The sequence below is a fragment of the Nonomuraea sp. NPDC050404 genome (assembly GCF_040655495.1).
Taxonomy (GTDB): Bacteria; Actinomycetota; Actinomycetes; order Streptosporangiales; family Streptosporangiaceae; genus Nonomuraea.
The window spans coordinates 119,354-145,830 of sequence record NZ_JBFAKB010000032.1 but is presented as its reverse complement, the minus strand read 5'-3'; the positions used below and the strand labels follow the sequence as shown (position 1 = coordinate 145,830).

Below are 26,477 nucleotides of genomic sequence, written 5' to 3'. Positions count from 1 at the left end.
ATCGCTCCTCTTCGTTTTTTCCTCCCTTTTGGGGTGCTGTTTTTGGGGGGGTCTTAAATCCTCCGGGGGGGCTGCGCCCGGCGCTCCCCCCCCCCCCCCCCCGACGCCGGGAAAAGGAAAAAGCCAGCTACATCGGGTCGGATTTCGATGTGCCGCGCCATCAAGCCGAATTCTTGGCGGGAACCAGCATAAATCCCCTGACAATCTCCGGGCGGGCCCGCACCGCCGGGAGATTGGTCCTCACGCTTCAGAACTTCCTGGTTCTCGCGGCAAATTACCGCGGGCGAACCGCGTGTCAGACAAGGTCGCCCGCCCCGACGGGGCACCAGCATCTCCACCCGTGGCGGACGCCGGTACCCCGTCGGGGCGGGCCGGGGCGGGATCTTCAGTGGCGTGCGCCGGACTTCGCGGTACGGGACGGTGGAGAGCAGGTGGGAGATCATGTTGATCCTGGCCCGCCGTTTGTCCTCGCTCTCCACCTCGTACCATGGCGCTTCGGGGATGTGCGTGTGCACCATCATCTCGTCCTTGGCACGGGAGTACTCCTCCCACCTGGTGATCGACTCCAGGTCCATCGACGACAACTTCCAGCGCCGCATCGGGTCCTCCAGCCGGGCGCGGAAGCGGCGCTCCTGCTCGTTGTCGCTGACCGAGAACCAGTACTTGCGCAGCAGGATCCCGTCTTCCACCAGCAGCCGCTCGAAGATCGGGCACTGGTGCAGGAACCGGGTGTACTCCTCCTGGGTGCAGAACCCCATCACCCGCTCGACGCCGGCCCGGTTGTACCAGCTCCGGTCGAACAGCACGATCTCCCCCGCGGCCGGCAGGTGCTCGACGTACCGCTGGAAGTACCATTGCGTACGCGCCCGCTCGGTGGGCGCCGGCAGTGCCGCGATCCTGGTCACGCGCGGGTTGAGATACTCGGCCACCCGCTTGATCGTGCTGCCCTTGCCCGCGGCGTCCCGCCCCTCGAAGACCACCACCAGACGCCGGCCTTCGGCCTTCACCCACTCCTGCAGCTTCACCAGCTCCGCCTGCAACCGGAACAACCGCTTCTCGTACGGCTTGCGCCGCAATCCATCAGTGCCCATGAGCACCACCTCCGCTCCGCCACCGTACGCCGCAGCCCGCGCCCCGGGCTCAGTCGAGCAGGTCGGACAGGAAACGGCGGATCGAGCGGTGAGCAGCACTCGCGCTGCGGCAATTCTCCCCGGGCAGGTGTTGGGGTGGCCGCCGGCCCGGCAGTCGGTGTGACATGGTTGCCCCATGGGGCCGGATCCGCACCCGAACGCCGTACTGGCTCGCCGCCTCTACGATCTGATCGACGACGGCGATCTCCATGGTTATCTCGGCCTGATCGCCGACGACGCCGTTTTTCACATTGGCGGTGACAGCGTCGTGGCAGGTGAGCACCGTGGCAAGGACGCGATCATCAGGCTTGGCCGGCTCGCGCTCGCGGAAACGAATGGCACCTTCAAGACCCGGCTGCTTTCCGTGCAGGCCAACGACTCCTACGCGATCACCCTCCACCACTGGACGGCGGAGCGTCGCGGAGAACGTGTCGAGATGGACAACTTCAACGTCTACCGCTTCGAGCGAGGGCTGGTCGCAGAACGCTGGGAATACGTGGCCGACCAGCACGCCCATGACGCCTTCTGGCGTCGATGACGGACGGCGATCGGGAAGATTCGGTGATCAGGCTCTGATCGCCCGGTCACAACTCTCGCGGGGGAGGCGGACGAGCGGGTGGGGGCCGCCGTACCTGGTGCTCCTCTCGGTGCTGACGGAGGTCGCGGCCCTGGTCACGCTCGGCCTGGTGCGGCCCCGGGGCGAGGTGGTGCCGCGCTGGGTTCCACTGCTCGGCGGCCGTACGATCCCGCGTCCGGCCGCCCTGGTCCCGGCCTGGGCCGGCGTCGCGGTGCTCGCCGCGCTGTGGACGCCGTTCCTGTTCTGGTGGACGCTGCCGCACGGCGACATGACGGCCACCGGACGCCTGCTCGTCGGTCTCCTCTACCTGCCGCTGGTGGCGTGGGCGCCGCTGCTCACCGTCGTCACGCTGTCCCACCAGCGCCGCACAGGTCATGGGGTGCACGATCCGGGCGCCGTCCTCCCCGACCTGGACGTGCGGGCCGTTGAAGCAGGGGTGCACACCGTAGTAGGCCAGCAGCCCGCCCGGCTTCAGCACCCGGGCGGCCTCCTTCACGACGGCGGCGAAGTTGTCGACGTCGCTGGAAACCCATAGCCCGGCAACCGCCGGGAACACCGCATCGGCGAACGGAAGCGCGGCGGCGTCCGCTCTCACCAGCAGGTCGGCGCGCCTCCCACGGGCGATGCGAAGCTGATCGGCCGAGTAGTCCAGCCCCACCACGCTACGGCCGGTCGCTCGTATCGCCTCGAAGTACGAGCCGCCGCCGCACCCCAGATCGAGACACGGCCCTTCGCCCGGCCCCAGCAACTCGCCGATCGCCGCCTGGTTCGCCGCGGCGGCGGGAGCGTTGTAGTCCTCGTACCAGTCGGCCAGTCCGTCATACCGCGCGAGCGACTTCGTTCCCACCGCACCCTCCTCGATCCCCTGCCGTCACCCCAGTCGCTCACCGTCTCCGCTGTCGTGTCAACCAGCCAGGAACGGAAAGACTCGAAGACACCCGGCCGATCATTAGGCTAGGCTTGCCTAACTTGGTCATGGGGAGTCGCCGGGAGGTTCGGCCAATGAGCTTCGTTCGGACGCGTGGGCGATGATGAGCCGCGACCACATCCAGGGCCGGTCGGAATGGGTGACGACGCGGGACGGGCGCCGCCTGCACGCCATGGTGCTGCCCGGTCCCGGCCCGCACGCGCCGACGGTCGTGTTCGAGGCCGGGGCCGCCGCCACCCGCTCCTCATGGGCACTCGTCCAGCCGGCCGTGGGGGCGTTCGCGCGCGCGATCGTCTACGACCGATGCGGGCTCGGCCGCTCCGCCGCCGACCCCACCTCGCGGACGCTGCGGCGGATGGCCGATGACCTGAACGAGGTGCTCGATCACTTCGGGCCGGGGCCGTTCGTGCTCGTCGGCCACAGTGCCGGAGGCCCGATCGTCCGCCTCGCCGCCGCCGACGATCCGGGCCGGATCGCCGGCCTCATCCTCGTCGATCCGAGCGACGAGGCCTCCGACCTGCTGCTCAGTCCAGTTTTCCGCCGCTTCGAGCGCGCCGCCATCCGGGTCAATCTCCTCCTGGCGCGCACCCGCCTGTTCCGGCTCGCCTACCGGTCCACGATCCGGCCGCTGCCCGAGGACGCGCGGCGCGACATGGAGCGTGAGGGCTTCACCATCGGAGTCGTACGCACCCACGCCGCCCAGGCCCGTACCTTCCTCGACGAGCTGGCCACCTGGCGCGGCGCACCGCCCGGCCTCGGTGAGATCCCTGTCACCGTCGTCTCCGGCGGGCGCGCCGGGGAAGGGATGCCCGCTCGCGTCCGCGCCGACGCCAACGCTTCCCATGCCCACCGCGCCGCCCGGTCCGCGAACGGCCGCCACGTCATCGCCGAACGTTCCGGCCACTATGTGCCTCTCACCGAACCCGGCGTCATCATCGAGGAGATCCGTCGCCTCAGCGGGGCGTAACCGGCCCGGCGGACACCGTGATGGTGACGTCGTTCAAAGGCGAGTCTCCCACGTCCATCACTGCCTGCCGAGGGGGGCAGAGGTTGTCCCCCGATAAACGCGACCTCCCGCGCGTGCCCCGGAGCCGGTTGGCTGGACGTTGTCATGCGGGAACGGCAGCCGGCACCTCTGCCGGATGACGAGCCGGGTCTGCCACGGCGAGACCACCTGCCCGCGACACCTCAGCGACGCCGGTCATGGGGCCGCGCGCTCCGGCACCGCCGCTGAACACGTATATCCGAAGGAGATCCACCATACGTGGAGCGGTTCTGTACGCCCCGGGCGACATCCGCGTCGAGGACCGCCCGGACCCGGAGATCATCGAGCCGACGGATGCGATCATCCGCCTGACGGCCACCTGTATCTGCGGCTCCGACCTGTGGCCCTACCGCGGGGTGGAGAAACTCGACGGGCCGGCCGTGATGGGGCACGAGTACGTCGGCGTCGTGGAGGAGGTCGGCAGCCAGGTCACGACCGTCAGGCCGGGCCAGTTCGTGGTCGGCTCGTTCTGGGCCTCCGGCAACACCTGCGAGTTGTGCCGCGCGGGCTACCAGTGCGCGTGCGTCCAGCGGGGGCTCATGGGCACGATCGGCACGCAGTCCGAGCCGGCCAGGGTGCCGCTCGCCGACGGCACCCTCGTCGCCACTCCCGCCATACCGGACGCGGACCTGGTGCCGAGCCTGCTCGCGGCCTCCGACGTACTGGGCACCGGCTGCCGGAGCTGATCGAGCTGATCTGCGACCGCGCCATCGACCCTGGCAAGGTCTTCGACCTCACCCTGCCGCCGGAGCGGGCGGCCGAGGGATACCGGGCCATGGACGAACGCCGCGCCATCAAGGTCCTCCTGCGACCCTGACCCACGGGTGAGACTTCCGCTCTTATCGTGGGCGGCGCAGCCCGCGCAGGAAGTTCCACAGCGGGGACCTGAGCGACTGCGTGGCCGGTTCGCTCGCCCGGGGCGCCTGCGCGGCGGGCGCCTCGCCGGCGGCGGGAGCGCTTGGCGGCGGCAGCTCCTTGGCGATCTCGTACTGGATGGGCAGCGACCGCAGCGACCGGATGAACGGCGAGGAACGCCAGGGCAGCTGGTCGGCCGGGAGCGCGAGTTTCACCTTGGAGAACCGCTTGAAGAGGCGGTGCACGGCGATGGTGGCGATCCGGGTCGCCAGCAGCTGGCCGAGGCAGCTGTGCGGTCCCGCTCCCCACGCCATGTGGGCACGGGTGCTGCGGATCGCCTGCCAGTCGATCGCCCCGGCGAAGCGCGGGTCGCCGTGGGCCCCGGCCACGGAGACCATCACGGGATCGCCGGCGGGGATCATGTAGTTGCCCAGCTTCACGTCCGTCAGGGCGAAGCGGAAGGTCAGGTTGGCCAGCGGGGGGTTGAGCAGGGCGACCTTGTTCACCGTCTCGTCGATGGCCCCCAGCGACAGGCTCTCGCGCACATCGGGGTTGGAGACGACCTCGACGACCACGTTGCAGACGAGGGTGGCGATGAAGTCGAGCATGGCGGGCAACATGAGGAGCTCGCGGGCCAGCTCGTCCAGGGTGATGTCCGGCTTGGCGCTGATCATGTACGAGGGCAGGTCGTCGCCCGGGATCTTGCGCTTGGCGGCCCCCAGCTCGGTCATGGCGGCGTACAGCCGGTCGAAGGCCGCGCCCGCGTCGGGACCGGCGTCGACCAGCCGCCAGATGTCCATCACCACGTCCTCGCCGCGGGCGGCGGCGAAGCCGAGCATGCGGTTGGCGACCATCAGCGGAAGCGGTCGCGCGTACTGCGCGGCCAGGTCCGCCCACCCCGTGGTGCCGGCCTCCGACAGGACGGCGATGAGGTCGTCGGCGTGGCGCACGATCTCCTGATCCAGCTGCTGCCCCTGCGGGCGGCTCTGGTCCTGGAAGGGCGCCAGGGCGCTGGTCCAGGCGGAGCGCAGTTCCCGCGCCTTGGCCCCCTCCTGGAACACCGAGTTGTTGACCTGAAAGACGGGTAGCAGGGGCCAGTCGGCCGGGATCCGGCCTTCCGCGTTCGCCTTCCACCTGTCCACCTGCTTGCTCCACACGCCCCCGTTGTTCTGCAGGACGCGGAGCACTTCCTCATAGCCCAAGACGTACCAGACCGGCACGCCGAGCAGGTCGACCGGCGCGACGGGACCGTAGGTCCTGCGCAGTCTTTCCCGCACGAGCGCGGGGTCGGCGTCATAGTCCCTGGTCAGCAGTGGTACGGCCGAAGTCGGCACTGGTTGTGCGGGGGGCTGCTGGGGCCATGGGCCTTGGGTCACGGGATGAACCGCCTCTCTGGTCGCCGTTCCACTCGTCACATCAGTCCACGATCAAGACATGGGTGACGCGCTTTGGGAGCTTACGACTGTTTTGCTTGGGCGGTGTACAAAACATCACTAGTTGTGACCAATCTTCGCATCCCGCAGGGGATCAGCCGGCCCCAGGGGACGGGACGGGGCTGCCCGTGTCGTGCTCTTCGACCGTGCCCCCGAGCTTCCTGCTCAGCAGCTGCATGAAGGACTTGGACTTCGCCGACAGCGCCCATCGGTCGCCGACGAGATAGAGGCCGCCGTACATCTCGGCGTAGTCGAGCCACTCACGCTGTCCCTGCGCGGTCTGGAAATCGAGGAACACGTAAGGGACCCCGTCCCTGGCGCATTCCCCTTGCCGATAGTCCAGGGCCTTGAGGGTGATCTTGGCGGTGCAGCCGACGGCGGCCGCCAGTTGCTCGACGGTGTACGTCCGCGAAATCCCGGCGGCGTTCTTCTGCTCGCCCTCCGCACCGCAGCCGGCGAGGATGAGCGTCAAGGCGATGGCCGGCGCCGACAGGACGACGCTTTTGAACGAGGCGCGCCGCGGACGGGAGAAGCCAGTCACGGTCCTGCCCTTTCTCCTAGCTGAAATGGCGATGAGGTCCGGTGTGGACAGTCGCCTGACCACACCGGACCTGCTGCTTCACGCGTGCCGGGTCAACGGCAGCGTCGGCCGCTGTTGATGCAGTCGACCACCTGCCGCATTTGCTGAGCGTTCATCAGGTTGATGAAGTCGCTGTGGTCGGTGATCGGTTTGTGCAACTCCTCGGGGAATCCGTCCACGGCGTAATTGGGGCCCTGCGGCACGTTGTAGACGAGCCTGTGCTCAAGCGCCGGGATGGGCTGGAAGCCCTGCGGGCAACTGCCGTCGGCCTGGGGGAAGGTGACGTGCGTGCGGTGGTTGGCGCTGTCGGTGTTCTGGCCGTCCCAGCAACTCTGGAAGTTGAACACCCGTACGACCCTGCTGCCGCGCGGGCAGAGCGGATACTTGTCGGTCAGCTCGCGGTTCTCGAACCCGGTGCAGGTCCACCCGGCGTTGGGATCGGCGCCGCCGACCCGGGCGTTGCCCGTGATGATGCGCAGGAACTGCGGAGCCGGCACCACCCTGGCGGCCGGGTTGCCCTTGAAGGTGATCTGCACCTGTACCGGGGTGAGGATCTTGCCGACGTTCAGGTCGAGGCCGCCGCCGCGCTGGTTGGCGTCGAACTCCTCCTGGCCCAGCGCCCTCAGCACCGGCCAGTAGTGCGTGGACTTGTCACCGTTGCGGCAGGTGGTGCCGGCCGCCAGCAGGCTCTCGTTGCTGGACTGCGCGCTGGTGGACTCGTTGCCCACGTAGTCGTGCGTGTGCTGCGCGCCGTTGTTCACGCCGGGGGCCACGATGACGTTGTCGGAGTTGAAGATCCGTCCCTCGTTGCGCCCGCAGTCGACGCTGAAGGTTCCCCTGGCGCCGCCGCGCTGCGCACGGGGGTTGTTCACGTTCGGCCGCACCGAGCGGATGTCCACGAAGTCCTCACGCACGGGGCCTCTGGCCTGGCCCTCGCCGCCCTGGTCGCCGTCGCCGCCGTTGTTGTCGCCCTCGCCCGGGCTGCGGCGCTCACAGGTCGCCAGGGTCCGCAGGCCGGCCGGGGCCTGGCCGCCGGCCCGCTGGATGGCGATCACGATGCGCTGCAGGGTCGCTTCCCGCTTGGCCTTCAGCGGGCGGAGGATCGCATTCTGGACGAAGTTCGGGCGGCCCTGGCTCGCCGAGCTCTCCAGTCGCCGGTTGGCTTCGGCGATCTGGGTCTCCAACTGCCGCATGTTCCGCTGCACCTCGGCCTGGGCACGAGCGGGAACCTCACCCAGCCGGCCCGCCACAGAGGGGCAGTTGATCTGACCGGGGGCACCGGTCTGACCCCCGTCGTTCTCGCCATCGTCGTCGTTTCCGGCGCCATTGTTCTGGCCACCGTTGTCCTGGCCAGTGCCGTTGTCCTGGCCAGTGCCGGTGTCCTGGCCAGTGCCGGTGTCATTCCCGGCGCCATCGTCCTGGCCGTCATTGTCGTTTCCGGTCCCGGTGTCGTTTCCGGTGTCATTCCCGGTACCGGTGTCCTGGCCGCCGTCATCCTGACCGGTGCCGTTGTCGTTCCCGGTACCGGTGTCCTGGCCCTCGTCATCCTGACCGGTGCCGTTGTCGTTCCCGGTACCGTCGTCCTCCACCGTGCAGGTGGCAAGATCGTTCAGGCCGTCAGGAGCCTGGGCGCCCGCCCGCTGAACGGCGGTCCGGATCCGGGCGAGCACGGCCTCCCGCTTGTCCTGAAGCGGGCCAAGGATCGCGTTCTGCACGAAGTTGGGCCCGCCCTGCCCCGCAGAGGACGCCAGCCGCCGATTGGCCTCGGCGATCTGGGTCTCCAACTGCTGCAGGTTCCGCTGCACCTCGGCCTGGGCGCGAGCGGGAACCTCACCCACCGCGTCCTCCACGGCTGGGCAGGAGATGACCGGCGCGAAGGCCGTGGCCCCGCTTACCGTCGCGTCAGCGACGCCGGCGGTGAGGCCACCGCTCAGAACGGTCAGGGCCGTAAGTATCCCCGCCGCCCTCCTGCGAGTTCGGGAGTTATGCAGATGTCTCATCCCATACCTCTCTGCGTCTGCGGACGCGGCCCCGAAATTCGTCGGGCCGCATCCGCAAAGGGGTCGTGGCCGTCGTCATGACGAGATACGCGGACTCAGCGTGTCCGGTTCGACACCCCGTAGAACGGTCAACGCCGCCGGGGCCCCTATGTGCCGCAGCCGGACCCGACCTGAGGAGATTCCTTTGCGCCGCAATCCCCCCGCGTTAGCATGACGCACAGATGATCAAGGAACTGCCGATGCGGGCGTACGGCAGGCAGTCCCAAGAGGATCGGCGGCACGCCGAGAACCGCCCGACCCCCCAAGCCTGGAGGCTTCATGGCCATGCCGCTGTCCCGCCGGGCCTTCCTGACCGCCGGCGGCGCCGCCGCGCTCTCCACGGGCTCGCCGGAGGCCCTCGCCCTCGGCGCGGCCGGCGGCGCGGAGGTCTCCCTCAGGGAGGGGACCAACATCTCCGCCGCGCTGTCGCCCGACCGGTCCACCGTCGTCTTCGACCTGCTGGGAACGTTATGGTCGCTCCCCCTGGACGGGGGAACGGCGCGGCCGATCACCGGTGAGAGCGTGGAGGCCGCCCAGCCGCACTGGTCGCCCGACGGCCGGTCGATCGCCTTCCAGGGCTACATCGGAGGGAACTTCCACCTCTTCGTCGTGGCCGCCGACGGGTCCGGGCTGCGGCAGCTCACCTCCGGGCCGTTCGACCACCGCGAGCCGGCCTTCTCCCCCGACGGCCGGCGGATCGCCTTCTCCTCCGACCGCGGCGGCGGGTACGGCGTACACCTGCTCGACGCCGTCACCGGCGAGATCGTCCCGCTGCCGGGCAAGCCCGAGGCGGAGGAGACGTCACCGGCCTGGTCGCCCGACGGCAGGCTCATCGCGGTCGCCACGACCACCGCGACCGGCGCCGCCATCGACGCGGTCGACCTGGACGGGAACCGGCGCAGGCTGGCCACGGTCACCTCGGGCAGGACCGGCGCGCCCTCCTGGAGCCCGGACGGCGAGACGATCGTGTACGCCGCCTACCCTGGCGGGCTGACGGGGCCGCTCGCCGTCGGCGCGAGCCTCCTCATGGCCGGCGACCGCGTCGTCTCCGGCCCCGACGAGGACGTCTTCCCGTTCAGAGCCGCCTGGTTGTCCCCGCAGGAAATCCTGTACACCGCCGACGGCCGCCTGCGCGTGCGCCATCTGGGCGGCGGCGACGTGCGCGACGTCCGCTTCACCGCCCGGGTGCCGGTCACCCCACGCCGCGACCTGCCCGGGAAGGTCCCAACGCAGGACGGCAGGCGGCCGGCCCGCGGGATCGTCTCCCCCGCCCTGTCGCCCGACGGCGCGAACGTCGCCTTCTGCGCCCTGGGCGACCTGTGGCTCATGCGCATCGGCGGGCGGCCCCGGCGGCTGACCGGCGGCGGCCACTTCGTGACCGACCCGGCCTGGTCGCCCGACGGCCGCCGGCTGGCCTACACCAGCGACCGCTCGGGCGGTCCCGACCTGTGGATCCGCGACCTGGACACCGGCCTGGACCGGCGGCTCGTCGCCCGCTCCCACGCGGCGGTGGCCGCGGCCTGGTCGCCGGACGGCGCCCGGATCGCCTTCCAGGATCAGGACGGCGCCACGTACGTCGTGGACGTCGAGCCGGGCGAGGTCCGGCAGGTTCTCGGCCCGCTCTGGCAGCCCGGCCGCCCGACCTGGTCGCCGGACGGCAACGTGCTGGCCCTGGCCGCGGTCAGGCCGTACTCCAGGAAGTACCGCGAGGGAACGAGTCAGATCCTGACCCTCGACCTGCGTACCGGCGAGATGGCCTACCACGAGCCTGCGCCGCACCGCTCGATCAGCACGCGCGGACTCGACGGGCCCGTCTGGTCGCCCGACGGCCGTCACCTGGCGTTCGTCATGGCGAGCCGGCTCTGGACGCTGCCCGTGAACGCCGCCGGGACGCCCACGGGCCCCGCGCGCAAGGTGAGCGACGAGACCTGCGACGCCCCGTCCTGGAGTGGCGACTCGCGCTCGCTGCTCTACCTGCGCAACGGCCGGCTCCGCCTCGTCGCCGCCGCCGGCGGCCCGCCGCGTCCCGTCCCGCTCGCCCTGACCTGGACTCCCGCCGTGCCGTCCGGACGGACCGTCGTGCACGCGGGCCGCGTCTGGGACGGCCGGTCGCCGGGCTACCTCGACGACGTCGACCTGGTGATCGAACGCGACAGGATCGCGGAGATCCGCCCCCACCGGGCGGGCACGGCGGACGTGGACGCCTCCCGGCTCACCGTGCTGCCCGGACTGATCGACATGCACGTCCACGCCCACCTGCGGGGCAGATTCCTGGCCGGCAGGCAGGGGCGGCTCTGGCTGGCCTTCGGCATCACCTCGATCCGCTCCCCCGGCGACCCGGTGTACCGGGCGATCGAGGAACGAGAGGCGGTCGCCGCGGGGCGCAGGACCGGCCCGCGTTACTTCGGCACCGGGGAGGCCATCGACGGCTCACGCGTCTACTACGACTTCATGCGTCCCACGACCGGGCGCGAGGAGGTGAGCAGGGAGCTGGAGCGGGCGCTCGGCCTGGAGTACGACCTGATCAAGTGCTACGTGCGGCTGCCCGCCGCCGCGCAGCGGCAGGTGATCGAGGCAGCCCATCGCGCCGGCGTCTGGGTGACCTCGCACTACCTCTATCCGGCGGCCCGCTTCGGCATGGACGGCATGGAGCACCTGGGCGCCACCAGCCGCCTGGGATACTCGCGGACGGTCACCACGCGTGGCCGTGCCTACCAGGACGTCGTCGCCCTGTTCGGCGCCGCCGGCATGGCGGTCACGCCGACCCTCCAGCTCGGCTCGGTGGCGTGGACCCGGGATCGTTCCCTGCCCACCGACGAGCGGGTGTTGTCCCTCTACCCGGCCTGGGAGCTCAGGGATCTGAACGCGCGGCTGGCCCTGTACGACTCGCTGCCGAAGGACACGCTCGACGGCCTCTTCGCCGCGCTGGAGGCGAACGTGAGCACGGTCAGGCGGATCCAGGAGGCCGGCGGCCTCGTCGTGGCGGGGACCGACGCCCCGCTCGACTTCACCGCCATCAGCCTCCACCACAATCTGCGCGCGATGGTCGAGTACGGCATGACCCCGAGGGCCGCCCTGACCAGCGCGACCAGCGACGCGGCCCGGGCGCTGGGGATGGGCGGGCAACTCGGCGGCGTCGAGCGCGGCAAGCTGGCCGACCTGGTCTTCGTCGGGGGCGACCCGCTCGCCGACATCAGGGCCGCGGCCAACGTGGACAAGGTCATGGTCAACGGGGTGCTCCACGAGGTGGCGGCCCTGACCACGCTGCCGCGGGAGTCGGGCGGGCGGGACACGCGTCAGGTCGCGCCGGCCTCTGCTTCGCCCTTCTGGTGGCATGAGGGGCACGCCGGCCCCAAGCACTGCTGCTGACGGTATTTCCGCCGCGGCGGAATGCGGAGCCGATCCCGGCCTTCCGCATCCTTGTCGTGCGCCGCGCGAAACGGCGGCGAGCGGGTATTCATCCTCGTTTTGAGCCCCCTTTCTTGCCATTCCCGCGCCATTTGGCGGCGCGGGATTCCCATCGCGTGCGCGCGGCGGTTGCAGCACGGTTGCAGCACGGTGCAACGGCGGTAGCGTCTTGCGATCAATCCGCTTCTACCTGCGAAAACATCCTTCCGGCCACTATCCGGCCAACCTTGACGCCACCTGTGGACGCACCGCAAGATCGATCCTGACCCACCGGGACGCGCACGATCGGAAGAGGTACGGGGAATGGCTCACGATCGCCAGGCGACTATTTCCAGACGAACGGAATTAGGCGTCCGCAATTTCAGGGAGAATATCGACGGCTCCGACCTGACCACGCGGATAGCGCCCTGTTTCGGGCGTGTGGAGACCCGCCAGCAGGCCCTGGGATACGTGGCGGCGCTGCGCGCGGAGAAGGGCGGGCAGCGCAACGGCTGGCAGATCGCCAGATCCATCGGCGACGCCGCGCCCTGGCGCACGCAGCGGCTGCTCAACCGGGCGCGCTGGGACGCCGACGCGGTACGGGACGTGCTCCGCGATTACGTCGTGGAGCAGATCGGCGACCCGGCGGCCGTGGTGGCGGTGGGCGAACTAGCGATGATCAAGAAGGGGGACGCGTCCGCCGGCGTGGCGCAGCAGTTCGACACCACCACACAGCGGGTGCAGAACTGCCAGGTCGGCGTGTTCGCCGCCTACATCTCCCGGCACGGCCGGGCGCTGATCGACCGGTCGTTGTACCTGCCGCAGGTCTGGGTGAACGGCCAGGAACGACGCTCGCGGGCCGGTATCCCCGACGGCCTCGGCGCGGCGAGCAAGCCCGTGCTGGCGGCCGGCATGGTGCGGCGGGCGCTGGCGGCGGGCACGCCGTTCGCGTGGGTGACCGGCGACGCGTGGCACGGCTGCGACGCCCGCTTACGGCGCTGGCTGACGGGGCAGCGGCTCGGCTACCTGTTGTCCGTGCCCGCGACCCAGCCCCTGGTGCTGGGCAGGGGGCTGCAGGTCATGGCGGGGGCGCTGGCCGGGAAGGCGCGCAGCCGGTGCAGGGAGTTGCGGTTGGAGCCGGGCGGCGGATCGTGGGCCACCGTACAGGTCGAGTTGCCGGGTGAGGGGGCCGCGTTCGGTTTCGAGCACGTGCTGCTGGTGCGGTGGGGTGGCAGGGAGCCGCAGTGCCACCTGGCGCACGCGCCCGAGCGCACGCCGCTGCCGGAGCTGATCCGCGTTCTGGAGGCCCGGCGTGAGCTCAGGTCCTGTCTCAACGAGGCGACGGAGGAGGCCGGGCTCGACGGGTACGAGGTCAGGACCTGGACCGCCTGGCACCGGCACGTGACGCTCGCGCTCATCGCGGTCGCGCCGGGGCGCCGTGCGGAAGCGGTCGCGTGAGCGGCGCGTCAGCCGTTCAGCTCCCTGGCGAGCAGGGCCTGCAACCGGGCCGGGTCGCGCTCCATGCCCGCCGCCTCGGGATGCCTGGCCAGGGCGGCGAGCACCCGCTCGCGGCCGACGCGGGAACCGTTCTTGTTCCAGATGGCCAGCGCCTCCTTCAGGAAGCGGGTGCCGTCCTCCACCGCGCCCTCGCCGTAACACAGCTCGCCGAAGGAGCACAACAGGCGCGGCAGGCCCTGCTCCCATCCCGTGTCCTGGGCGATGCGCAGCGCGGGGCCGATGGCCTCCCTAGCCGCGGCGAAGTCGCCCAGGCTCAGGTGCATATCCGCCACTATGTGCAGGGCGAAGACCTCCAGGCGGCGCACGCCCTGCTTCATGACAACCCCGAGCAGTGCCTTCGCGTGCGCCTTGGCCTCGGCGACGTTGCCCAGGTGCTGCTCGCACTCCAGCAGGGTGGACCGGGCGAGCGTCATGCCGAAGGGGCTGCCCAGGGCGAGGTAGAGCGACAGGGATTGTTCGGCGTACGGCTTGGCGGCAAGGGGGTGGTGCTGGAACAGGTAGGCGAGGGCCAGATGGTGCAGCGCGGCGGCCTGCCCCAGCTCGTCGCCCGCCGCGCGCAGCACGGGCAGCGCCTGCTCGCACAGCCGCTGATGAGCGGCCAGATCGCCGCCCTCCCCCAGCTCCAGGGCCAGCGCCACGGCCGCCCTGGCCGTGTCCACCTCGTCGCCCGCCTCCTTCAGGAGCTCGTGGGCGCGCTCCATCTGGTTCTTGGCCTCGATGAACTCGCCCTTGCCCTCGTACAGGTTGCCCAGGGACAGCAGGCTGGAGGCGATCTCACGCCGATGGCCCGCGGACTGCGTGGCGCTCAGGCTGGCCAGCGCCACGCGGTGCCACAGGTCGAAGTAGCCCTGCCAGTCGAGAAAGGGTGCGACGGCCGCGGCCAGGGCGTGGGCCAGCTCCCCCAGGCCCAGCTCGCTCGCCTGGACGCAGGCGGACACGACGGCCTCGTGCTGGTCCTCCAGCCAGTGGCGTGGCTCCGACTCCACCTCGGCGATCAGATGGTCGACGCCGGTGGATCGGCGCGTGGAGGGCACCTGCCAGGCCACGGTGACCGGGGGCAGCGCCAGCAGCTCCTGGGCCCGGGTCGCGGCGTGCGCCCACGCCTCGCAGGCCCATCTGACCACGTTGAGCCGCACTTCCGGCGGGTCCTCGGCCAGCGAGCGTTCGGCCGCGTAGAGCCGGAGCAGGTCGTGGAAGCTGTAGCTGATGGACGTGCCACCGGCGCCGGCGTTCAGCATGTTCCTGTCGGTCATCTCCTCCAGCAGGTGCTCGGCCTCGTGAGGCGGGACGTCCAGGGCGGCCGCCGCGATCGACAGCGGCACCGCCTGCATGTTCAGCGTGCCGAGCAGCCGGAAGGCGCGCTGGGCGGCCGGCTGGAGGTCACGGTAGCCGAGCTCGATGCTCGCGCGTACGGCCAGGTCGCCGGCGGCCAGTTCGTCGAGGCGGTGCCGTTCGGAGGTCAGCCGCCTGGCGAGGTGGTCGATGGTCCAGTGCGTGCGTCCGACCAGGCGGGAGGCGGCGATGCGCAGGGCCAGCGGCAGGTAGCCGCACAGGCGCGCGACCTGGGCGGCGGCCGCGGAGTTGGCGGTGATCTGATCCTCCCCCGCGATGCCGGAGAGCAGGGCGATGGCCTCCTTGTGGGACAACACGTCGAGCTGGACGTGCCGGACGCCTTCCAGCCCGCGCAGCGCCTTCCTGCTCGTGACGATCACGCCGCAGGTGGGCCAGGTGGGCAGCAGCGGCCGTACCTGCGCCTCGGTGGCGGCGTCGTCCAGCAGCAGCAGGACCCTGCGTTCGGAGAGCACGGACCGGTAGAAGGCCACCCGGGCGTCCAGGCCGTCGGGGATGCCGCTGCCCTCGATGCCGAGCGAGGTGAGGATGGTCGCCAGCGCGGCGCCGGGCTCGACGGGATCGCGGGTGCCGCGCAGATCGACGTAGATCTGCCCATCGGGGAAGGCCCGGCCGCATTCGTGGGCCACCCGCACGGCCATGGTCGTCTTCCCGATGCCGCCCTGGCCGGGCAGCATGACGACCGGGGAGGCGTAGCCGCCGGTGGGCCATGCCTCGGGCATGCCGGTCAGCGTGGCGGCGATGGTCTCCAGCTCCTCCGCACGTCCGACCAGGTCGGGGATGTCACGGGGCAACGAGCGCGGAGGGGTGGGGCCGCCGGTGGCGACGGGCGGGGCGTCCTCGTTGAGTATGGCTCGCTGCAACGTCTGGAGCGCGGCGCTCGGCTCCATCCCGAGCTCCTCCACCAGGAGGGATCTGACCTTCGCGTACGAGCTGAGCGCTTCGGCGCGGCGGCCGGAGCCGTGCAGCGCGGCCACGAGGTGGCCCCAGAAGTTCTCCCTGAGCGGATGGCGGGCGGTCAGCTCCTGCAGTTCGGGGACGAGCTGGACGTACCGGCCCAGCTCCAGGTCGGCGCTGATGCGCCATTCGAGGGCTTGCAGCCGCCATTCCTCCAGGACGGCGATCTCGCCGCGGAGCGGAGACGCCGGCGGCACGTCGGCGAGGACGGGGCCGCGCCACAGGCTGAGTGCCTGTCCCAGCAGTCTCGACGCCGTTTCCGGATCTGTTCCCTCGGCCCTGGCCGCGTCGCGCAGTTCCGCGAAGCGCAGGAGATCGAGCTGCTCGGGTGCGACCTCGATCAGGTAGCCGGGCGGCCGGGTGCCGATGGTGTCGTCGCCGAGCAGGCGGCGCAACCGGGCGATGTAGCCCTGCAGGGTCTTCTTGGCCTGGGGCGGCGGCCGCTCCCACACGCGTTCGATGAGGGTGGCGGCCGGCACGACCTCGTTGGCGTGCAGCAGCAGGGTGGCCAGGGCGATGCGCTGTTTCGGCGAGGAGACGGCGATGGGGTGGCCCGCCGCCTCGATCTCCAGGGGACCGAGGATCCTGAAGGTGGGCAGTGCTTGATGCTGCATCAGGTCCCCCGCTCACAGACGCATCGCCGACGACTTCTGAAGGTCAACATGTCTTGTGGCCGGCGTCAACTATGAGCAGTATGTCCCCTCCCATGGTCGGTGTGCGGGTGTGGTGGGCCCGTCTGGCGCTGCTGCCGCCCTGGTACGCCGAGGTCATGACCGAGGTGGAACGGGCCAGACACGACCGCATGGTCCGAACGGCGGACCGCCGCCGTTTCGCGATGGGCTGCGTGCTGCTGCGCGTCGTCGCCGGTCGGAGCCTCGGCTCTGCGCCGGAGGCCCTGGTGGTGGACCGTACGTGCGGCGGCTGCGGGCAGCCTCACGGCAGGCCGACGCTGGCCGGGCATCCTGACCTACGGGTGTCGTTGTCGCACTCGGGCGAGCGGGTGGTGCTGGCCCTGGCCGGCGGCGTCGAGGTGGGGGTGGACGTGGAGCGGGTGCGTCCTCATGGGGATCTGGAGCGCATGGCGGGCAAGTTCCTGTCGCCCGCGGAGCGCGACGCCTGGTCCGCGGTGCCGCCGCCGCTGCGCGAGGAGGCGTTCGCCACGTACTGGACGCGCAAGGAGGCGGTGGTCAAGGCCACGGGCGACGGGCTGAGCACGCCCATCGGCCGGGTCGAGGTCTCCCCGCCCGGCTCGCCGCCCGCGCTGACGGCGTGGCAGGGCCGGGAGCCGCTGGTGGCGCGCACCACGCTGCACGCGCTGGACGCGGGCCCCGGCTACGTCGCCCACCTCGCCGTCATGGACGCGGCCGGCACGCCGGTCTCCGTCATGGGAGCTGCTGGGATGCCGGTTACGGAGTCCTGGGTGACCATGCGGCTCAGGGAAGCTCGGTGAACAGCAGCCGGCCGGCCAGGACGACGAGCACGGCGCCGACCACGGAGTCGAGACCGCGCTCGAACCTCTGGTTGCCGACCAGCCGGGTCGCCTGACCGCCGAGCACCGCGTAGACGGACATGACGGCCACGGCGGCGACCGCGTTGATCGAGGCCATCCCCAGCACGACGGGCGCGGCCTCGACTCCCCGCACGGTGATGAACTGGGGCAGCAGGGCCACGAAGAACGCCGCCACCTTGGGGTTGACCAGGTTGGTCAGGAACCCTTGGGCGAACAGCCCCCGTTCGGCCGGGGGCGCGACACCGGGATCGAGGGGCTGCGCGGGACGGGGGCGCACCGCGTACCAGATCAGGCGCGCCCCGAGATAGCACAGGTAGGCCGCGCCCAGCACCTTCAGCACGAGGAACGCCACGGGCGACGCGGCCAGCACGGCGGTGATGCCGACCGCGCTGATCAGCCCCCACATCAGCAGGCCGGCGGCGATGCCGAGGCCGGTGCGGCAGCCGGCGGCCCACCCGTGGCGCACCGAATTGCGCAGCACGAGCGCGACATCGGGGCCGGGGCTGATCGAGGCGAGCAGCACGACCCCGATGTAGGCCGTCAGATTCTCCCACGTCATGGTGTCACAGGGCCTTTCCCGGGTTGAGCACGCCGAGGGGGTCGAGTGCCGACTTGATGGCCCGGTGCACGTCGAGGCCGTCCGCGCCGAGCTCCAGCTCCAGCCACCGCCGTTTGAGCGTGCCCACGCCGTGCTCGCCGGTGAGGGTGCCGCCGAGGGCCAGCGCGCCGCGGAAGATCTCGTCGGCCGCCGCCCACACCGCGTCGGGCACCCGCGTGGCCTCCCGGTCGTAGACGAACAGCGGATGCAGATTGCCGTCGCCGGCGTGCGCGACGCTCATGATGTGCACATCGTGCCGGGCGGCCGCGGCCTCGACCAGCTCGATCGCCTCGGGCAGGCGGGAGCGCGGCACGCAGACGTCCTCGGCGAAGCAGGCGCCGAGGCGTTCGCCGGCCAGGTAGGTGAGCCGCCTGAGCCCGATGAGCTGAGCCGCCTCCTCCGGGTCGGTGGTGACCACGACGTCGCTCGCGCCGGCGCAGAGCCGCGCCATCCTCTTGGCGGTGCTCTCCGCGTCGGCGCTGTCGGCCTGGCCCAGCAGCATGGCCTGTACGTTGTCGTCGAGCCCGATGTTCTTCCAGTCGTCCACCGCCCGCAGCGTCGCGCGGTCCAGCAGTTCCAGCAGGCTGGGCTCGATGCCCGCGGCCATGATGGCGCTGACCGCCTCCGCCGCCGCGCGCAGCGAGGTGAAGGTGGCGGTCAGGGTGGCGGGGACGGTGCCGGGCACCGGACGCAGCCGCAGCGTCGCGGCCGTGACCACGCCGAGCGTGCCCTCCGAGCCGACGAAGAGCGAGGTCAGGTCGTAGCCGGTGACGTGCTTGACGGTGCGCGCGCCGGTGGACAACACGCGCCCGTCGGCGAGCACGACCTCCAGGCCGAGCACGGCGTCCTTGGTGACCCCGTACTTCACGCAGCGCAGCCCGCCGGCGTTGGTCGCCACGTTGCCGCCGATGGTGCACATCTCGTAGCTGGAGGGGTCGGGCGCGTACATCAGGCCATGACGCCGGGCGGCCCGATCGAGGTCGGCATTGACCACCCCGGCCTCGGCCACGGCGAGCTGGTCCGCCGGTGACAACTCGCGGATGGCGCGCATGCCCGCCAGCGAGAGCACGATGCCGCCCGTCACGGCGGCCGCCCCGCCGACCAGGCCCGTCCCGGCGCCGCGCGGCACCACTGGCACCCGGTGGGCGCTCGCCCACCGCAGGGTGGCCACCACGTCGGCCGTCTCCTTGGCGCACACCACGCCCAGCGGCTGGCCGGCGGGCAGCGGCAGGCGGTCCTGCCGGTAGGAGTCGATCACGTCGGGGTCGCTGATCACCCTGCCGTCGGGCAGTTCGGCGGCGAGCCGGTCGATCAGTTCCATGCCGGCATCACCTTCTCCACCACGTCGAGGGCCTGGCGCGGATTGAGCCTGGGGTCGCAGAGCGTGGTGTAGCGGGCCTCCAGTTCGGCCTCGCCACCGATGCCGCCCCCGAGGCATTCGGTCACGCCGGTGTCGGCGACCTCCAGGTGCAGGCCGCCGGGCCGCAGGCCGTACCCGGCCAGGACGCGGGCGAACGCGACGCCCTCGGCCACGATGTGCGCCACGTGGCGGGTCTTGCGTCCCGAGGCGGTGACGACGGTGTTGCCGTGCATGGGATCGCAGACCCACACGACCGGGTGCCCGGCCGCCCGCACCGCCGCGGCGATGGGACCGAGCGCCTCCTCGACGCCGGCGTGACCCATCCGCGCGATGAGCGTCAGCCGGCCGGGCTCGCGCTGCGGATCGAGTATCCCGCACAACTCGCGGACGGCCTCGGGCCGCGCCGACGGGCCGATCTTGCACCCGACGGGGTTGCTCACCGAGGCGTGCAGATGGACGTGGGCGCCGTCCGGGCGGCGCGTGCGCTCGCCGATCCAGGGGTAGTGGGTGGACGACAGGTACCGCAGCCCCGTGCGCGGATCGATGCGCACCTGCGGCGTCTCATAGTCGAGCACCAGGCTCTCGTGGCTGGCCCACGGTCCGTGCAGGGTGCTGCCCGACGCGATCTCGGCCAGGTCCCTGCACAACCGCAGCCGCGACAGGATCCGGCCGCTCGCCTCGTGGGCCAGCAACATCCTGCGCGCGTCGTGGCGGCGGGCCGCCGCACCGGGCTCCGGCGAGTTGATCATCTGGCCGCGGAACGCGGGCAACTCCCTGCCTTCGTGCCACTCCATCGGCCTGGATCGCGGCTTGGCGAACTGCCCCGCGATGCGTCCGACCCTGACCACCGGGCCGCCGGTGATCTCGCCCATGCGGGCGGCGAGCCGGTCGAGCACGGCGAGTTTGCCCGCGGTGTGCACCGGGCCGCATTCGGCCAGGTTCTCCGCGCAGTCGCCGGCCTGCAGCAGCAGCGCCCGGCCCGCGGCGACGGCCGCTACGGCGCGGCCAGCGGCGGCGACCTCCTGCGGGGAGACCAGCGGCGGGGCGGTGGCGAGCGTTCGCCGCACTTCCCGCCCCGTCAGGCTGTCCGCCCACAGCGGCTGCTGCTCGGAGGGACGGGTCTCGAAGACATGCGCTCCATTGCGCGATGGCACGCGCGTCAGCACTCCACTCACCCGCCCATCGCACTATGCCGGACAATGCCCGGGCAATGTATTCGGCCCGGCGCGCGCCTACTGCGGTAGTTACCGGCAGAAAATACCGTGGTAGTCACCGCTCATTGTTCGCGTACTTGTGCGGTCTCGGCCCGGGTCACAGAATTCAGAACGTGGTGGCAAAGCCGAAAACCCAGGAAATCAATATGTGGCGGCGCCGGCTCGCGGAAACAGAGGCGGGCCTCACCGCTTACGTCATCGAGCGCGGGGATTCCCAGGCGCTGGAGGCGCTGCTCGAGACGAAAGCGGCGCTTTTGCGTCGCCTGCCTCCCGAAAATGCCGAGCCCGCCGACTGGCAACGCGCCTTCTTCGCGGGCCAGGCCGCCATGGAGCGTTTCGTCGTCTACCGTTTCGGCATGTCGGCGATCGCCGAATTCGGCGAGTACGTCGGCCACGTCTACGGGCAGGTGTCGCACTCCGGGGACGGCGGGGCGTCCGAGGTCATCCAGCGCATCCAGCGGCAGGCAACCTGCTACGAGTCGCGCGTGGAGCTGAGCCCGGCCAGCCGCGAGCACGGGGTGCTGGACATCGTCCACTGCGCCATCTGGGACTACCGCGAGCGGGCCAGGGCCTCGGGCGTGGAGCTGACGCTGGACTCCCCGTGCAGGTACTGCACCCACCTGCTCAGCTCGATGATCACCTCCACCGGGTTGCGGGCCCGTCACGCCCTGCGCGAGACACCCGACGGGCACGGCTGCCGCTGGGAGGTCGGCGAGGCGGGCGCCGGGACGGAGGAGGAGTCGTGAACCACACGGTGACCGTCATGGACGACGACCCGGCCCTGTTGCCGATGCTCCAGGTCAGGGTGCTCGTGCCGCCGGACGGGCTGGAGCCGGTCGTCCGGTTCTACGAGAAGCTCCTGGCCCAGCCATGCAACCTGCGCTTCTCCTACCCCGAGCGCCGGCTCGAACTGGCGGGGGTGGGGCCGGTGCTCGTCATCGCCGGCGCCGAGGCGGCGCTGGCGCCCGTCCGTGCCACCGACGCCACTCTCCTGGTGCCCTGCCTGGACGCCTATCTGGAGCGGGCGACCGGACTCGGGGCGCGGCTGGTCGAGCCGCCCAAAGCGGTCCCGACCGGCCGCAACGCCAGAGTCCGGCACCCGGACGGGTTGCTGGTGGAGTACGTCGAGCACGTCCAGCCGAGCCGACCGGAGCACGTCCAGCCGAGCTGACCGGACACCGGCGAGCTGGCCGGACCGGCGTGCGTCGAGCGCCGTCAGCCGAGCTGGCGCAGCACCTCGGCGACCAGGTCCGCGGGCCTGTCGGCGAGGTAGAAGTGACCGCCGGGGAAGACCCGCAGCTCGAAATCGCCTTCGGCGTAGTCCTCCCAGGCGCGCGCGTCCCCGGCGGAGACCTCTGGATCCCCGTCGCCCACGCACACGGCGACCCGGGTGTTCAGCCGCGATCCCGGCCGCGGGCGGTAGGTCTCGATCAGCCGGAAGTCGGCCCTGAGCGCGGGCAGGGCGAGCTCGCGCAGCTCAGGATGGTCAAGGACCGCGGTGTCCGCCCCGCCGAGCGCGTACACCTCCGCCATCAGGGTGTCGTCGTCGGCCAGATGGATGCCCTCGGACCTCAGCAGGTGCGGCGCGCGGCATCCGGACAGCACCACCGCCGACGGCGGGAACGGCTGGCGCTCCTGGACCCGCAGCCCCACCTCGAAGGCCGCCGCCGCGCCCAGGCTGTGCCCGAACAACGCCACGGGACGGTCCAGCAGCGGCTCCAGCGCGGCGTAGACCTGATCGGCCAGCCGGTGCAGATCCGCCGCGTACGGCTCCCCGATCCGCTCCTCCCTGCCCGGATAACGCACGGCCAGCAGGCCCACCTCCGGCGGCAGCAGCCCGGCCCAGCGACGGAAGTCGCCGGCCGCGCCTCCCGCGTGCGGAAAGCAGACCAGCCACACCGAGGCGTGGCCGGTCGGCAGGAAACGGCGCAACCAGATGTCCGGCGCGGCCGTCATGACGTCTCCGACGCCATCGCGCGCAACGATCTGCGGTCCACCTTGCCGATCCCGATGGACGGCAACTCGTCCAGCACCTCCACCCGCTCGGGCAGCTTGAATCTGGCGATGCCACGCTGTTGCAGGTAACGGCGCAGCTCAAGCAGGTCCACGCCGCCCGCTCCGGGCAGCAGGGCGAGGTACAGGCACACGGCCTCGCCGTAGGCGGGGTGCGGCATGGCCACCGCCGCCGCCGCGGCGACGGCCGGATGTTCGGCGGCCATCGCCTCCAGTTCCTCGGCGCAGATCTTCTCGCCGCCCCTGTTGATCACGTTCTTCAGCCGGCCGACCACGCTGACGTTGCCCGCCCGGTCGACGCTGACGAGGTCTCCTGTGCGGTAGAAGCTGTCCCCGGTGAAGGCGCGGGCGGTGGCCTCGGGGTCGCGGAAGTACCCCGTCGCCGTGTACGGTCCGCGCGCCAGCAGTTCACCCGGCGTGCCGGGGTCGGCGGATTCTCCGGAACCGGTGACGACGCGGATCTCGTCGCCGGGCGAGATGGGCCTGCCCTGGGTGCTGACGGCCGTCTCCTCGGGGTCGTCCAGCCTGGTCATGCAGACGAGTCCCTCGCTCATGCCGTACACCTGTTGCAGCCCGCAGCCGAGCGACTTGCGCGCCTCCAGGGCGATGGCCGGCTCGACCTTGGCGCCGCCCACCTGGAGCACGCGCAGGCTGCCCGTGTCGTGCGGCTCGTCCCTCATGACGGCCAGCCACTGGCCCAGCAGCGTGGGGACGATCGAGGAGTGCGTCACGCCCAGGCGCTCGATGTCCCGCAGTGCCTGCCGCGGGTCGTCGGGGGTGGTCGCGACGACCGTGCCGCCGGCGGCCAGCGTGCCGATGACGCCGGGGTTGGACAGGGTGAACGTGTGCGCCATCGGCAGGACCGCCAGGTAGACGGTGTCGGCCGAGACGCCAGCCACCTCGCGGGCGGTCCTGATCAGGCAGCCGTAGTCCTCGTGCGTCCTCGGGACCAGTTTGGGCGGGCCGGTCGTACCGCTGGAGTGCAGGAGCAGCGCCACGTCTGAGGGCGCGGGCGGCTCGGACGCCTGCGCCACCGCAGGGCCGGCGAGCGGACCTGACTCCTGCGCGGGGCCGGCGAGGGCTGCCTCCAGCGGGGGGCCGGTGAGCAGGGCCGGCTCCAGCGCGTACTCCCCCTGCCGGCACTCGCCTTCGCCGGTCAGGAGCAGCAGGCGGATCGACTCGTGCGTGGCGCGCAGCCGCCGGGCGAGGGCGAGGTGGTCGAACCGCCTGGCGCGGCGGGGAACAACCATCGCGACGGGCTCCACGGCGGCGGCGATCCGGTCCAGCTCGTGCTCGCGCAGCGCGGGCGTGGCCAGCACGGCCGGCGCGCCGATCCGGCACAGTGCCAGCAGCACGACCACGAACTCCAGCCCGTTGGGAAGCTGCAGCAGCACCCGGTCGCCACGCGCGATCCCCAGCCGCCGCAGCCCGGCGGCGGCCCGGTCCACGGCGGTCGCGAGCTCGGTGTGCGTCATGCGGCGCTCACCGTCGATGAGGGCGCACTTGCCCGGGTACGCGGCGGCGCCGGCCAGGGCGAGCTGATCCAGGCGTTCCCACTGCCACCAGCCCCGGCTGCGGTAGAGGTCAGAACCCATCGGCGGCCGAGCTCCCTTCGACGAGACGGGCCAGTTCGGCCAGCGAATAGTCGGTCACGTCCCACAACTCCACGACGGCGCCGAAGCGGCGCTCCAGTTCCAGCCCCAGCTCGGTGGTCTCGGTGGAATCCAGGGCCAGGTCGGCGCGCAGCCGGTGCCCCGGACGGAGCTGGTCCTCCTCCACGCCGAGCCCGGCCAGGATCTCCTTCAGCTCGTCAAAGCCCATGTCTCGTGCTCAACCTCAAGGTAGGAGGGGTCGGGCGGGATGTCGGACAGGTCGGCCTCCAGAAGGAGGACCTCGCCGCGTTGCCCGGCGTCGGTGAAATTGTTGAACTTGTACGTCACGTACATCATCCGGTTGCGCGGGGTGCGGACGAACTCGGCCATGAGCCGGACGCCCGCGTCGCGCGCCATGCGCCGGATGTGGTTGATGAGCACGACGCCCACTCCGCGGGACATCACCCGGCACGACATCAGCAGCAGCTTCAGCGTCCATCCGGCCGGGCTGAGGTCCACCAGCGCGAGCCCGATCGTGCCGTACGGGCCGAACTTGTCCTCCAGCCCCGCGACCAGCAACATCGAGTCATCCGAGCGGCGGAAGGCGTCGAGCTCCGCGTAGGAGTAGGTGTAGCCCGTGGTGTTGAGCTGGTTGGTCCTGACGGTGAGCTCCTCGGCCCTGCGCAGGTCCTCCTCCCTGGCGGGTGCGATGCGCAGGCGCATGCCGAGCGAGGCCAGGAAGCTCTCCTGCGGCCCGGCGTGGCCCTCCTCCGCGCCGCGCCGCCGCGCGTCGGCCTGGTACATGGCCCGCCGCCGGGCGGCGTCGGCCGTGACGTGCGGCGGGTTCAGCTCGGGGCGTTCCGGCAGGGTGGCGAGGTCGCGGGCGTCGAAGCAGCGCACCTGGGGCAGCGTGAAGGCCACCTCCTCGCGCTCGTACGGCTCGTCGTCGACGAACGCCAGCGCGTCCAGGCCGAGGTTGAGCTCCTTGGCGACCGCCTGAAGGGAGGCGGACTTGGCGCCCCAGTTGATCTGCGGGGCGAGGAAGTACTCGGCCAGCCCGAACCGGTCCAGCATCGCCATGGCGGCGTCATGGTCGTTGCGGCTGGCGATGGAGTGCAGGATGCCCCGGCGGTCCAGCGTGGCGATGACGTCGTTCACCCCGGGCTTCAGGCTGAGCCGGTCGTTCTCCAGGAGGGTTCCTTGCCAGAGGGTGTTGTCAAGATCCCATACAACGCATTTCACCAGTTTTCCCGGCATCATCGGCTCCTGTAGGCGGCTTCGGCGATCATCGACTGCTGGATCTCGGTGCTGCCCTCGATGATTTCCATGATCTTGGCGTCCCTGAGCATGCGCTGGGCCCGGCTTTCCGCGGCGCAGCCGTTCGCCCCGTGGATCTGGACCGTGTCGGAGGCGGCGCGGAAGGCGGCGCGCGAGGCGTAGTACTTGGCCATCCACGTGGCGGCGACCGACTCGGGGTCGCCCTCCTGCCGCAGCAGACCGGCCCGCAGGCACAACAGGCGGGCGGCCACGCTCTCGGTGGCCAGGTCGGCGAGCATCCGGCGGACGAGCTGATGGTCGGCGATCCGCCGGCCGAACTGTTCGCGGCCGGCGGCGTAGGCGAGGCTGTCGTCCAGGCACGCCTGCAGGATGCCGACGCATCCCCACGCGACCGTGTACCTGCCGGTCTCGAGCGCGCCGCTGCAGACCGCCGACAGGCCGAACCCGGGCCGGCCGACCACGTTGGCGGCGGGGACGGCGCAGTCGCGGAAGTCGAGCTGCGCCGTCATGGACGCCCTGGTGCCGAGCACACCGTGGATGGGCGTGACCTCCAGGCCGGGGCTGTCGCGCTCCACCAGGAACGCCGTCGGCCCCTCCTCGCAGCGCGCGAAGACCAGGAACACGTCGGCCGCCCGGCCGTAGGTGATCCAGCGCTTGACCCCGTTGAGCACGTACACCTGCCCCTTGCGGGTGGCGGTGGAGGAGATCATGGACGCGTCGGAGCCGGCGTGCGGCTCGGTCAGCGCGAAGGCGCCGACGACCTCGCCCGAGGCCAGCCGGGGCAGCCAGCCGGCCTTCAGCTCCCGGCTGCCCCACCGGTTCACCGCCGCGCTCACCATGCTGTGCACGGTCAGCAGGCTGCGCGCCGAGGAGCAGCCGTACCCGATGGCCTCGTTGAGCAGGCCGAACGTCACCGCGTCCAGCGGGGTCCCGCCGTGTTCCGCGCTGATCGCGGCACCCAGCCAGCCTTGGGCGGCCAGGTCGCCGGCCAGTTCGCGCGGCAGCCGCTCCGCCTGGTCCCACTCCTCGGCGTGCGGCACGATGCGCTCGCGTACGAACGCCATGAAAGCGTCCCTGGCCTGCCGTTGTGCTTGGGTCAACTCCATGCCGCCG

The 26,477-nt window shown here is 71.3% G+C and carries 21 protein-coding genes and 1 pseudogene; 8 read left to right on the top strand and 14 right to left on the bottom strand.

Features of this window, described 5'->3' with window-relative positions:
- Positions 1–53: 53 nt before the first annotated feature.
- Positions 54–1,091, bottom strand: coding sequence for a polyphosphate kinase 2 (gene ppk2, locus AB0I81_RS53035; protein WP_360675716.1), 1,038 nt, complete (start codon positions 1,089–1,091; stop codon positions 54–56).
- Positions 1,092–1,266: 175 nt separating this feature from the next.
- Between ppk2 and AB0I81_RS53030 the strand changes: the two genes are divergently transcribed.
- Entirely contained in the window at positions 1,267–1,668 is a 402-nt protein-coding gene (locus AB0I81_RS53030; RefSeq protein ID WP_360675714.1) for a nuclear transport factor 2 family protein, read from the top strand.
- Positions 1,669–1,714: 46 nt separating this feature from the next.
- Here the strand turns inward: AB0I81_RS53030 and AB0I81_RS53025 are convergent, their stop codons facing one another.
- Positions 1,715–2,554 (bottom strand): methyltransferase domain-containing protein, encoded by an 840-nt coding sequence (locus AB0I81_RS53025; RefSeq protein WP_360675711.1) that lies wholly within the window; start codon positions 2,552–2,554, stop codon positions 1,715–1,717.
- A 181-nt stretch (positions 2,555–2,735) separates the two neighbouring features.
- On the opposite strand from AB0I81_RS53025, the gene AB0I81_RS53020 reads away from it, so the two are divergent.
- Together AB0I81_RS53020 and AB0I81_RS53015 are read left to right on the top strand one after the other, a co-directional pair.
- Positions 2,736–3,602: an alpha/beta hydrolase gene (locus tag AB0I81_RS53020; RefSeq protein ID WP_360675709.1), complete on the top strand. Its 867-nt coding sequence runs from the start codon at positions 2,736–2,738 to the stop codon at positions 3,600–3,602.
- Between the two features lie 293 nt (positions 3,603–3,895).
- Positions 3,896–4,497, top strand: a pseudogene (locus tag AB0I81_RS53015) (alcohol dehydrogenase catalytic domain-containing protein).
- A 22-nt stretch (positions 4,498–4,519) separates the two neighbouring features.
- Here AB0I81_RS53015 and AB0I81_RS53010 read toward each other — a convergent pair.
- The 3 genes from AB0I81_RS53010 to AB0I81_RS53000 form a co-directional block, all read right to left on the bottom strand.
- Positions 4,520–5,869 (bottom strand): cytochrome P450, encoded by a 1,350-nt coding sequence (locus AB0I81_RS53010; RefSeq protein ID WP_360675707.1) that lies wholly within the window; start codon positions 5,867–5,869, stop codon positions 4,520–4,522.
- A 193-nt stretch (positions 5,870–6,062) separates the two neighbouring features.
- Positions 6,063–6,509 (bottom strand): hypothetical protein, encoded by a 447-nt coding sequence (locus AB0I81_RS53005; protein ID WP_360675704.1) that lies wholly within the window; start codon positions 6,507–6,509, stop codon positions 6,063–6,065.
- A 92-nt stretch (positions 6,510–6,601) separates the two neighbouring features.
- Positions 6,602–8,548, bottom strand: a complete 1,947-nt coding sequence (locus AB0I81_RS53000) for a DUF1996 domain-containing protein (RefSeq protein ID WP_360675702.1) — start codon at positions 8,546–8,548, stop codon at positions 6,602–6,604.
- A 318-nt stretch (positions 8,549–8,866) separates the two neighbouring features.
- Here AB0I81_RS53000 and AB0I81_RS52995 point away from each other — a divergent pair, with 318 nt between their 5' ends.
- Positions 8,867–11,956: an amidohydrolase family protein gene (locus tag AB0I81_RS52995; RefSeq protein ID WP_360675699.1), complete on the top strand. Its 3,090-nt coding sequence runs from the start codon at positions 8,867–8,869 to the stop codon at positions 11,954–11,956.
- Between the two features lie 342 nt (positions 11,957–12,298).
- On the top strand, positions 12,299–13,432 hold the full coding sequence (locus AB0I81_RS52990; protein ID WP_360675696.1) for an IS701 family transposase: 1,134 nt from the start codon (positions 12,299–12,301) through the stop codon (positions 13,430–13,432).
- An 8-nt stretch (positions 13,433–13,440) separates the two neighbouring features.
- Here AB0I81_RS52990 and AB0I81_RS52985 read toward each other — a convergent pair whose 3' ends face one another.
- Positions 13,441–16,413: a BTAD domain-containing putative transcriptional regulator gene (locus AB0I81_RS52985; RefSeq protein ID WP_360675695.1), complete on the bottom strand. Its 2,973-nt coding sequence runs from the start codon at positions 16,411–16,413 to the stop codon at positions 13,441–13,443.
- Between the two features lie 80 nt (positions 16,414–16,493).
- Between AB0I81_RS52985 and AB0I81_RS52980 the strand changes: the two genes are divergently transcribed.
- Positions 16,494–17,249: a 4'-phosphopantetheinyl transferase superfamily protein gene (locus tag AB0I81_RS52980; RefSeq protein WP_360675693.1), complete on the top strand. Its 756-nt coding sequence runs from the start codon at positions 16,494–16,496 to the stop codon at positions 17,247–17,249.
- On the opposite strand, the gene AB0I81_RS52975 is transcribed toward AB0I81_RS52980, so the two are convergent.
- The 3 genes from AB0I81_RS52975 to AB0I81_RS52965 are packed head-to-tail and all read right to left on the bottom strand — an operon-like array spanning position 17,233 to position 20,421.
- The gene (locus AB0I81_RS52975; protein ID WP_360675691.1) at positions 17,233–17,868 is read right to left on the bottom strand and encodes a LysE family translocator; all 636 of its coding nucleotides are present in this window, start codon (positions 17,866–17,868) and stop codon (positions 17,233–17,235) included. The two genes, AB0I81_RS52980 and AB0I81_RS52975, sit on opposite strands and share 17 nt — an antisense overlap.
- A 4-nt stretch (positions 17,869–17,872) precedes the next feature.
- A complete protein-coding gene (locus tag AB0I81_RS52970; RefSeq protein WP_360675689.1) occupies positions 17,873–19,228 on the bottom strand; it encodes an FAD-linked oxidase C-terminal domain-containing protein in 1,356 nt (451 codons plus the stop codon).
- The gene (locus AB0I81_RS52965) at positions 19,219–20,421 is read right to left on the bottom strand and encodes a 3-deoxy-7-phosphoheptulonate synthase (protein WP_360675687.1); all 1,203 of its coding nucleotides are present in this window, start codon (positions 20,419–20,421) and stop codon (positions 19,219–19,221) included. The genes AB0I81_RS52970 and AB0I81_RS52965 overlap by 10 nt, the downstream gene beginning before the upstream one ends.
- A 206-nt stretch (positions 20,422–20,627) precedes the next feature.
- Here AB0I81_RS52965 and AB0I81_RS52960 point away from each other — a divergent pair, with 206 nt between their 5' ends.
- Together AB0I81_RS52960 and AB0I81_RS52955 are read left to right on the top strand one after the other, a co-directional pair.
- Positions 20,628–21,227, top strand: coding sequence for a hypothetical protein (locus tag AB0I81_RS52960; protein WP_360675685.1), 600 nt, complete (start codon positions 20,628–20,630; stop codon positions 21,225–21,227).
- A complete protein-coding gene (locus AB0I81_RS52955; RefSeq protein ID WP_360675683.1) occupies positions 21,224–21,652 on the top strand; it encodes a hypothetical protein in 429 nt (142 codons plus the stop codon). The genes AB0I81_RS52960 and AB0I81_RS52955 overlap by 4 nt, the downstream gene beginning before the upstream one ends.
- Before the next feature lie 44 nt (positions 21,653–21,696).
- On the opposite strand, the gene AB0I81_RS52950 is transcribed toward AB0I81_RS52955, so the two are convergent.
- Genes AB0I81_RS52950 through AB0I81_RS52930 form a run of 5 tightly spaced genes read right to left on the bottom strand, consistent with a single transcriptional unit; the run spans position 21,697 to position 26,470 of the window.
- Positions 21,697–22,437: an alpha/beta fold hydrolase gene (locus AB0I81_RS52950; protein WP_360675678.1), complete on the bottom strand. Its 741-nt coding sequence runs from the start codon at positions 22,435–22,437 to the stop codon at positions 21,697–21,699.
- Positions 22,434–24,089, bottom strand: coding sequence for an AMP-binding protein (locus AB0I81_RS52945; protein WP_360675675.1), 1,656 nt, complete (start codon positions 24,087–24,089; stop codon positions 22,434–22,436). The genes AB0I81_RS52950 and AB0I81_RS52945 overlap by 4 nt, the downstream gene beginning before the upstream one ends.
- Positions 24,079–24,315 (bottom strand): acyl carrier protein, encoded by a 237-nt coding sequence (locus AB0I81_RS52940; RefSeq protein ID WP_360675673.1) that lies wholly within the window; start codon positions 24,313–24,315, stop codon positions 24,079–24,081. The genes AB0I81_RS52945 and AB0I81_RS52940 overlap by 11 nt, the downstream gene beginning before the upstream one ends.
- Positions 24,297–25,328, bottom strand: coding sequence for an HAD-IIIC family phosphatase (locus tag AB0I81_RS52935; protein ID WP_360675670.1), 1,032 nt, complete (start codon positions 25,326–25,328; stop codon positions 24,297–24,299). Before AB0I81_RS52935 ends, AB0I81_RS52940 begins: the two co-directional genes overlap by 19 nt.
- A 14-nt stretch (positions 25,329–25,342) precedes the next feature.
- The gene (locus AB0I81_RS52930; RefSeq protein WP_360675667.1) at positions 25,343–26,470 is read right to left on the bottom strand and encodes an acyl-CoA dehydrogenase family protein; all 1,128 of its coding nucleotides are present in this window, start codon (positions 26,468–26,470) and stop codon (positions 25,343–25,345) included.
- Positions 26,471–26,477: the final 7 nt, after the last annotated feature.

Coding starts and splice junctions, on each gene's coding strand:
- ppk2 (WP_360675716.1), bottom strand. CDS start 1,091: ATGGGCACTGATGGATTGCGGCGCAAGCCGTACGAGAAGCGGTTGTTC.
- AB0I81_RS53030 (WP_360675714.1), top strand. CDS start 1,267: ATGGGGCCGGATCCGCACCCGAACGCCGTACTGGCTCGCCGCCTCTAC.
- AB0I81_RS53020 (WP_360675709.1), top strand. CDS start 2,736: ATGATGAGCCGCGACCACATCCAGGGCCGGTCGGAATGGGTGACGACG.
- AB0I81_RS53000 (WP_360675702.1), bottom strand. CDS start 8,548: ATGAGACATCTGCATAACTCCCGAACTCGCAGGAGGGCGGCGGGGATA.
- AB0I81_RS52995 (WP_360675699.1), top strand. CDS start 8,867: ATGGCCATGCCGCTGTCCCGCCGGGCCTTCCTGACCGCCGGCGGCGCC.
- AB0I81_RS52990 (WP_360675696.1), top strand. CDS start 12,299: ATGGCTCACGATCGCCAGGCGACTATTTCCAGACGAACGGAATTAGGC.
- AB0I81_RS52985 (WP_360675695.1), bottom strand. CDS start 16,413: ATGCAGCATCAAGCACTGCCCACCTTCAGGATCCTCGGTCCCCTGGAG.
- AB0I81_RS52980 (WP_360675693.1), top strand. CDS start 16,494: ATGTCCCCTCCCATGGTCGGTGTGCGGGTGTGGTGGGCCCGTCTGGCG.
- AB0I81_RS52975 (WP_360675691.1), bottom strand. CDS start 17,868: ATGACGTGGGAGAATCTGACGGCCTACATCGGGGTCGTGCTGCTCGCC.
- AB0I81_RS52970 (WP_360675689.1), bottom strand. CDS start 19,228: ATGGAACTGATCGACCGGCTCGCCGCCGAACTGCCCGACGGCAGGGTG.
- AB0I81_RS52960 (WP_360675685.1), top strand. CDS start 20,628: ATGTGGCGGCGCCGGCTCGCGGAAACAGAGGCGGGCCTCACCGCTTAC.
- AB0I81_RS52950 (WP_360675678.1), bottom strand. CDS start 22,437: ATGACGGCCGCGCCGGACATCTGGTTGCGCCGTTTCCTGCCGACCGGC.
- AB0I81_RS52945 (WP_360675675.1), bottom strand. CDS start 24,089: ATGGGTTCTGACCTCTACCGCAGCCGGGGCTGGTGGCAGTGGGAACGC.
- AB0I81_RS52940 (WP_360675673.1), bottom strand. CDS start 24,315: ATGGGCTTTGACGAGCTGAAGGAGATCCTGGCCGGGCTCGGCGTGGAG.
- AB0I81_RS52930 (WP_360675667.1), bottom strand. CDS start 26,470: ATGGAGTTGACCCAAGCACAACGGCAGGCCAGGGACGCTTTCATGGCG.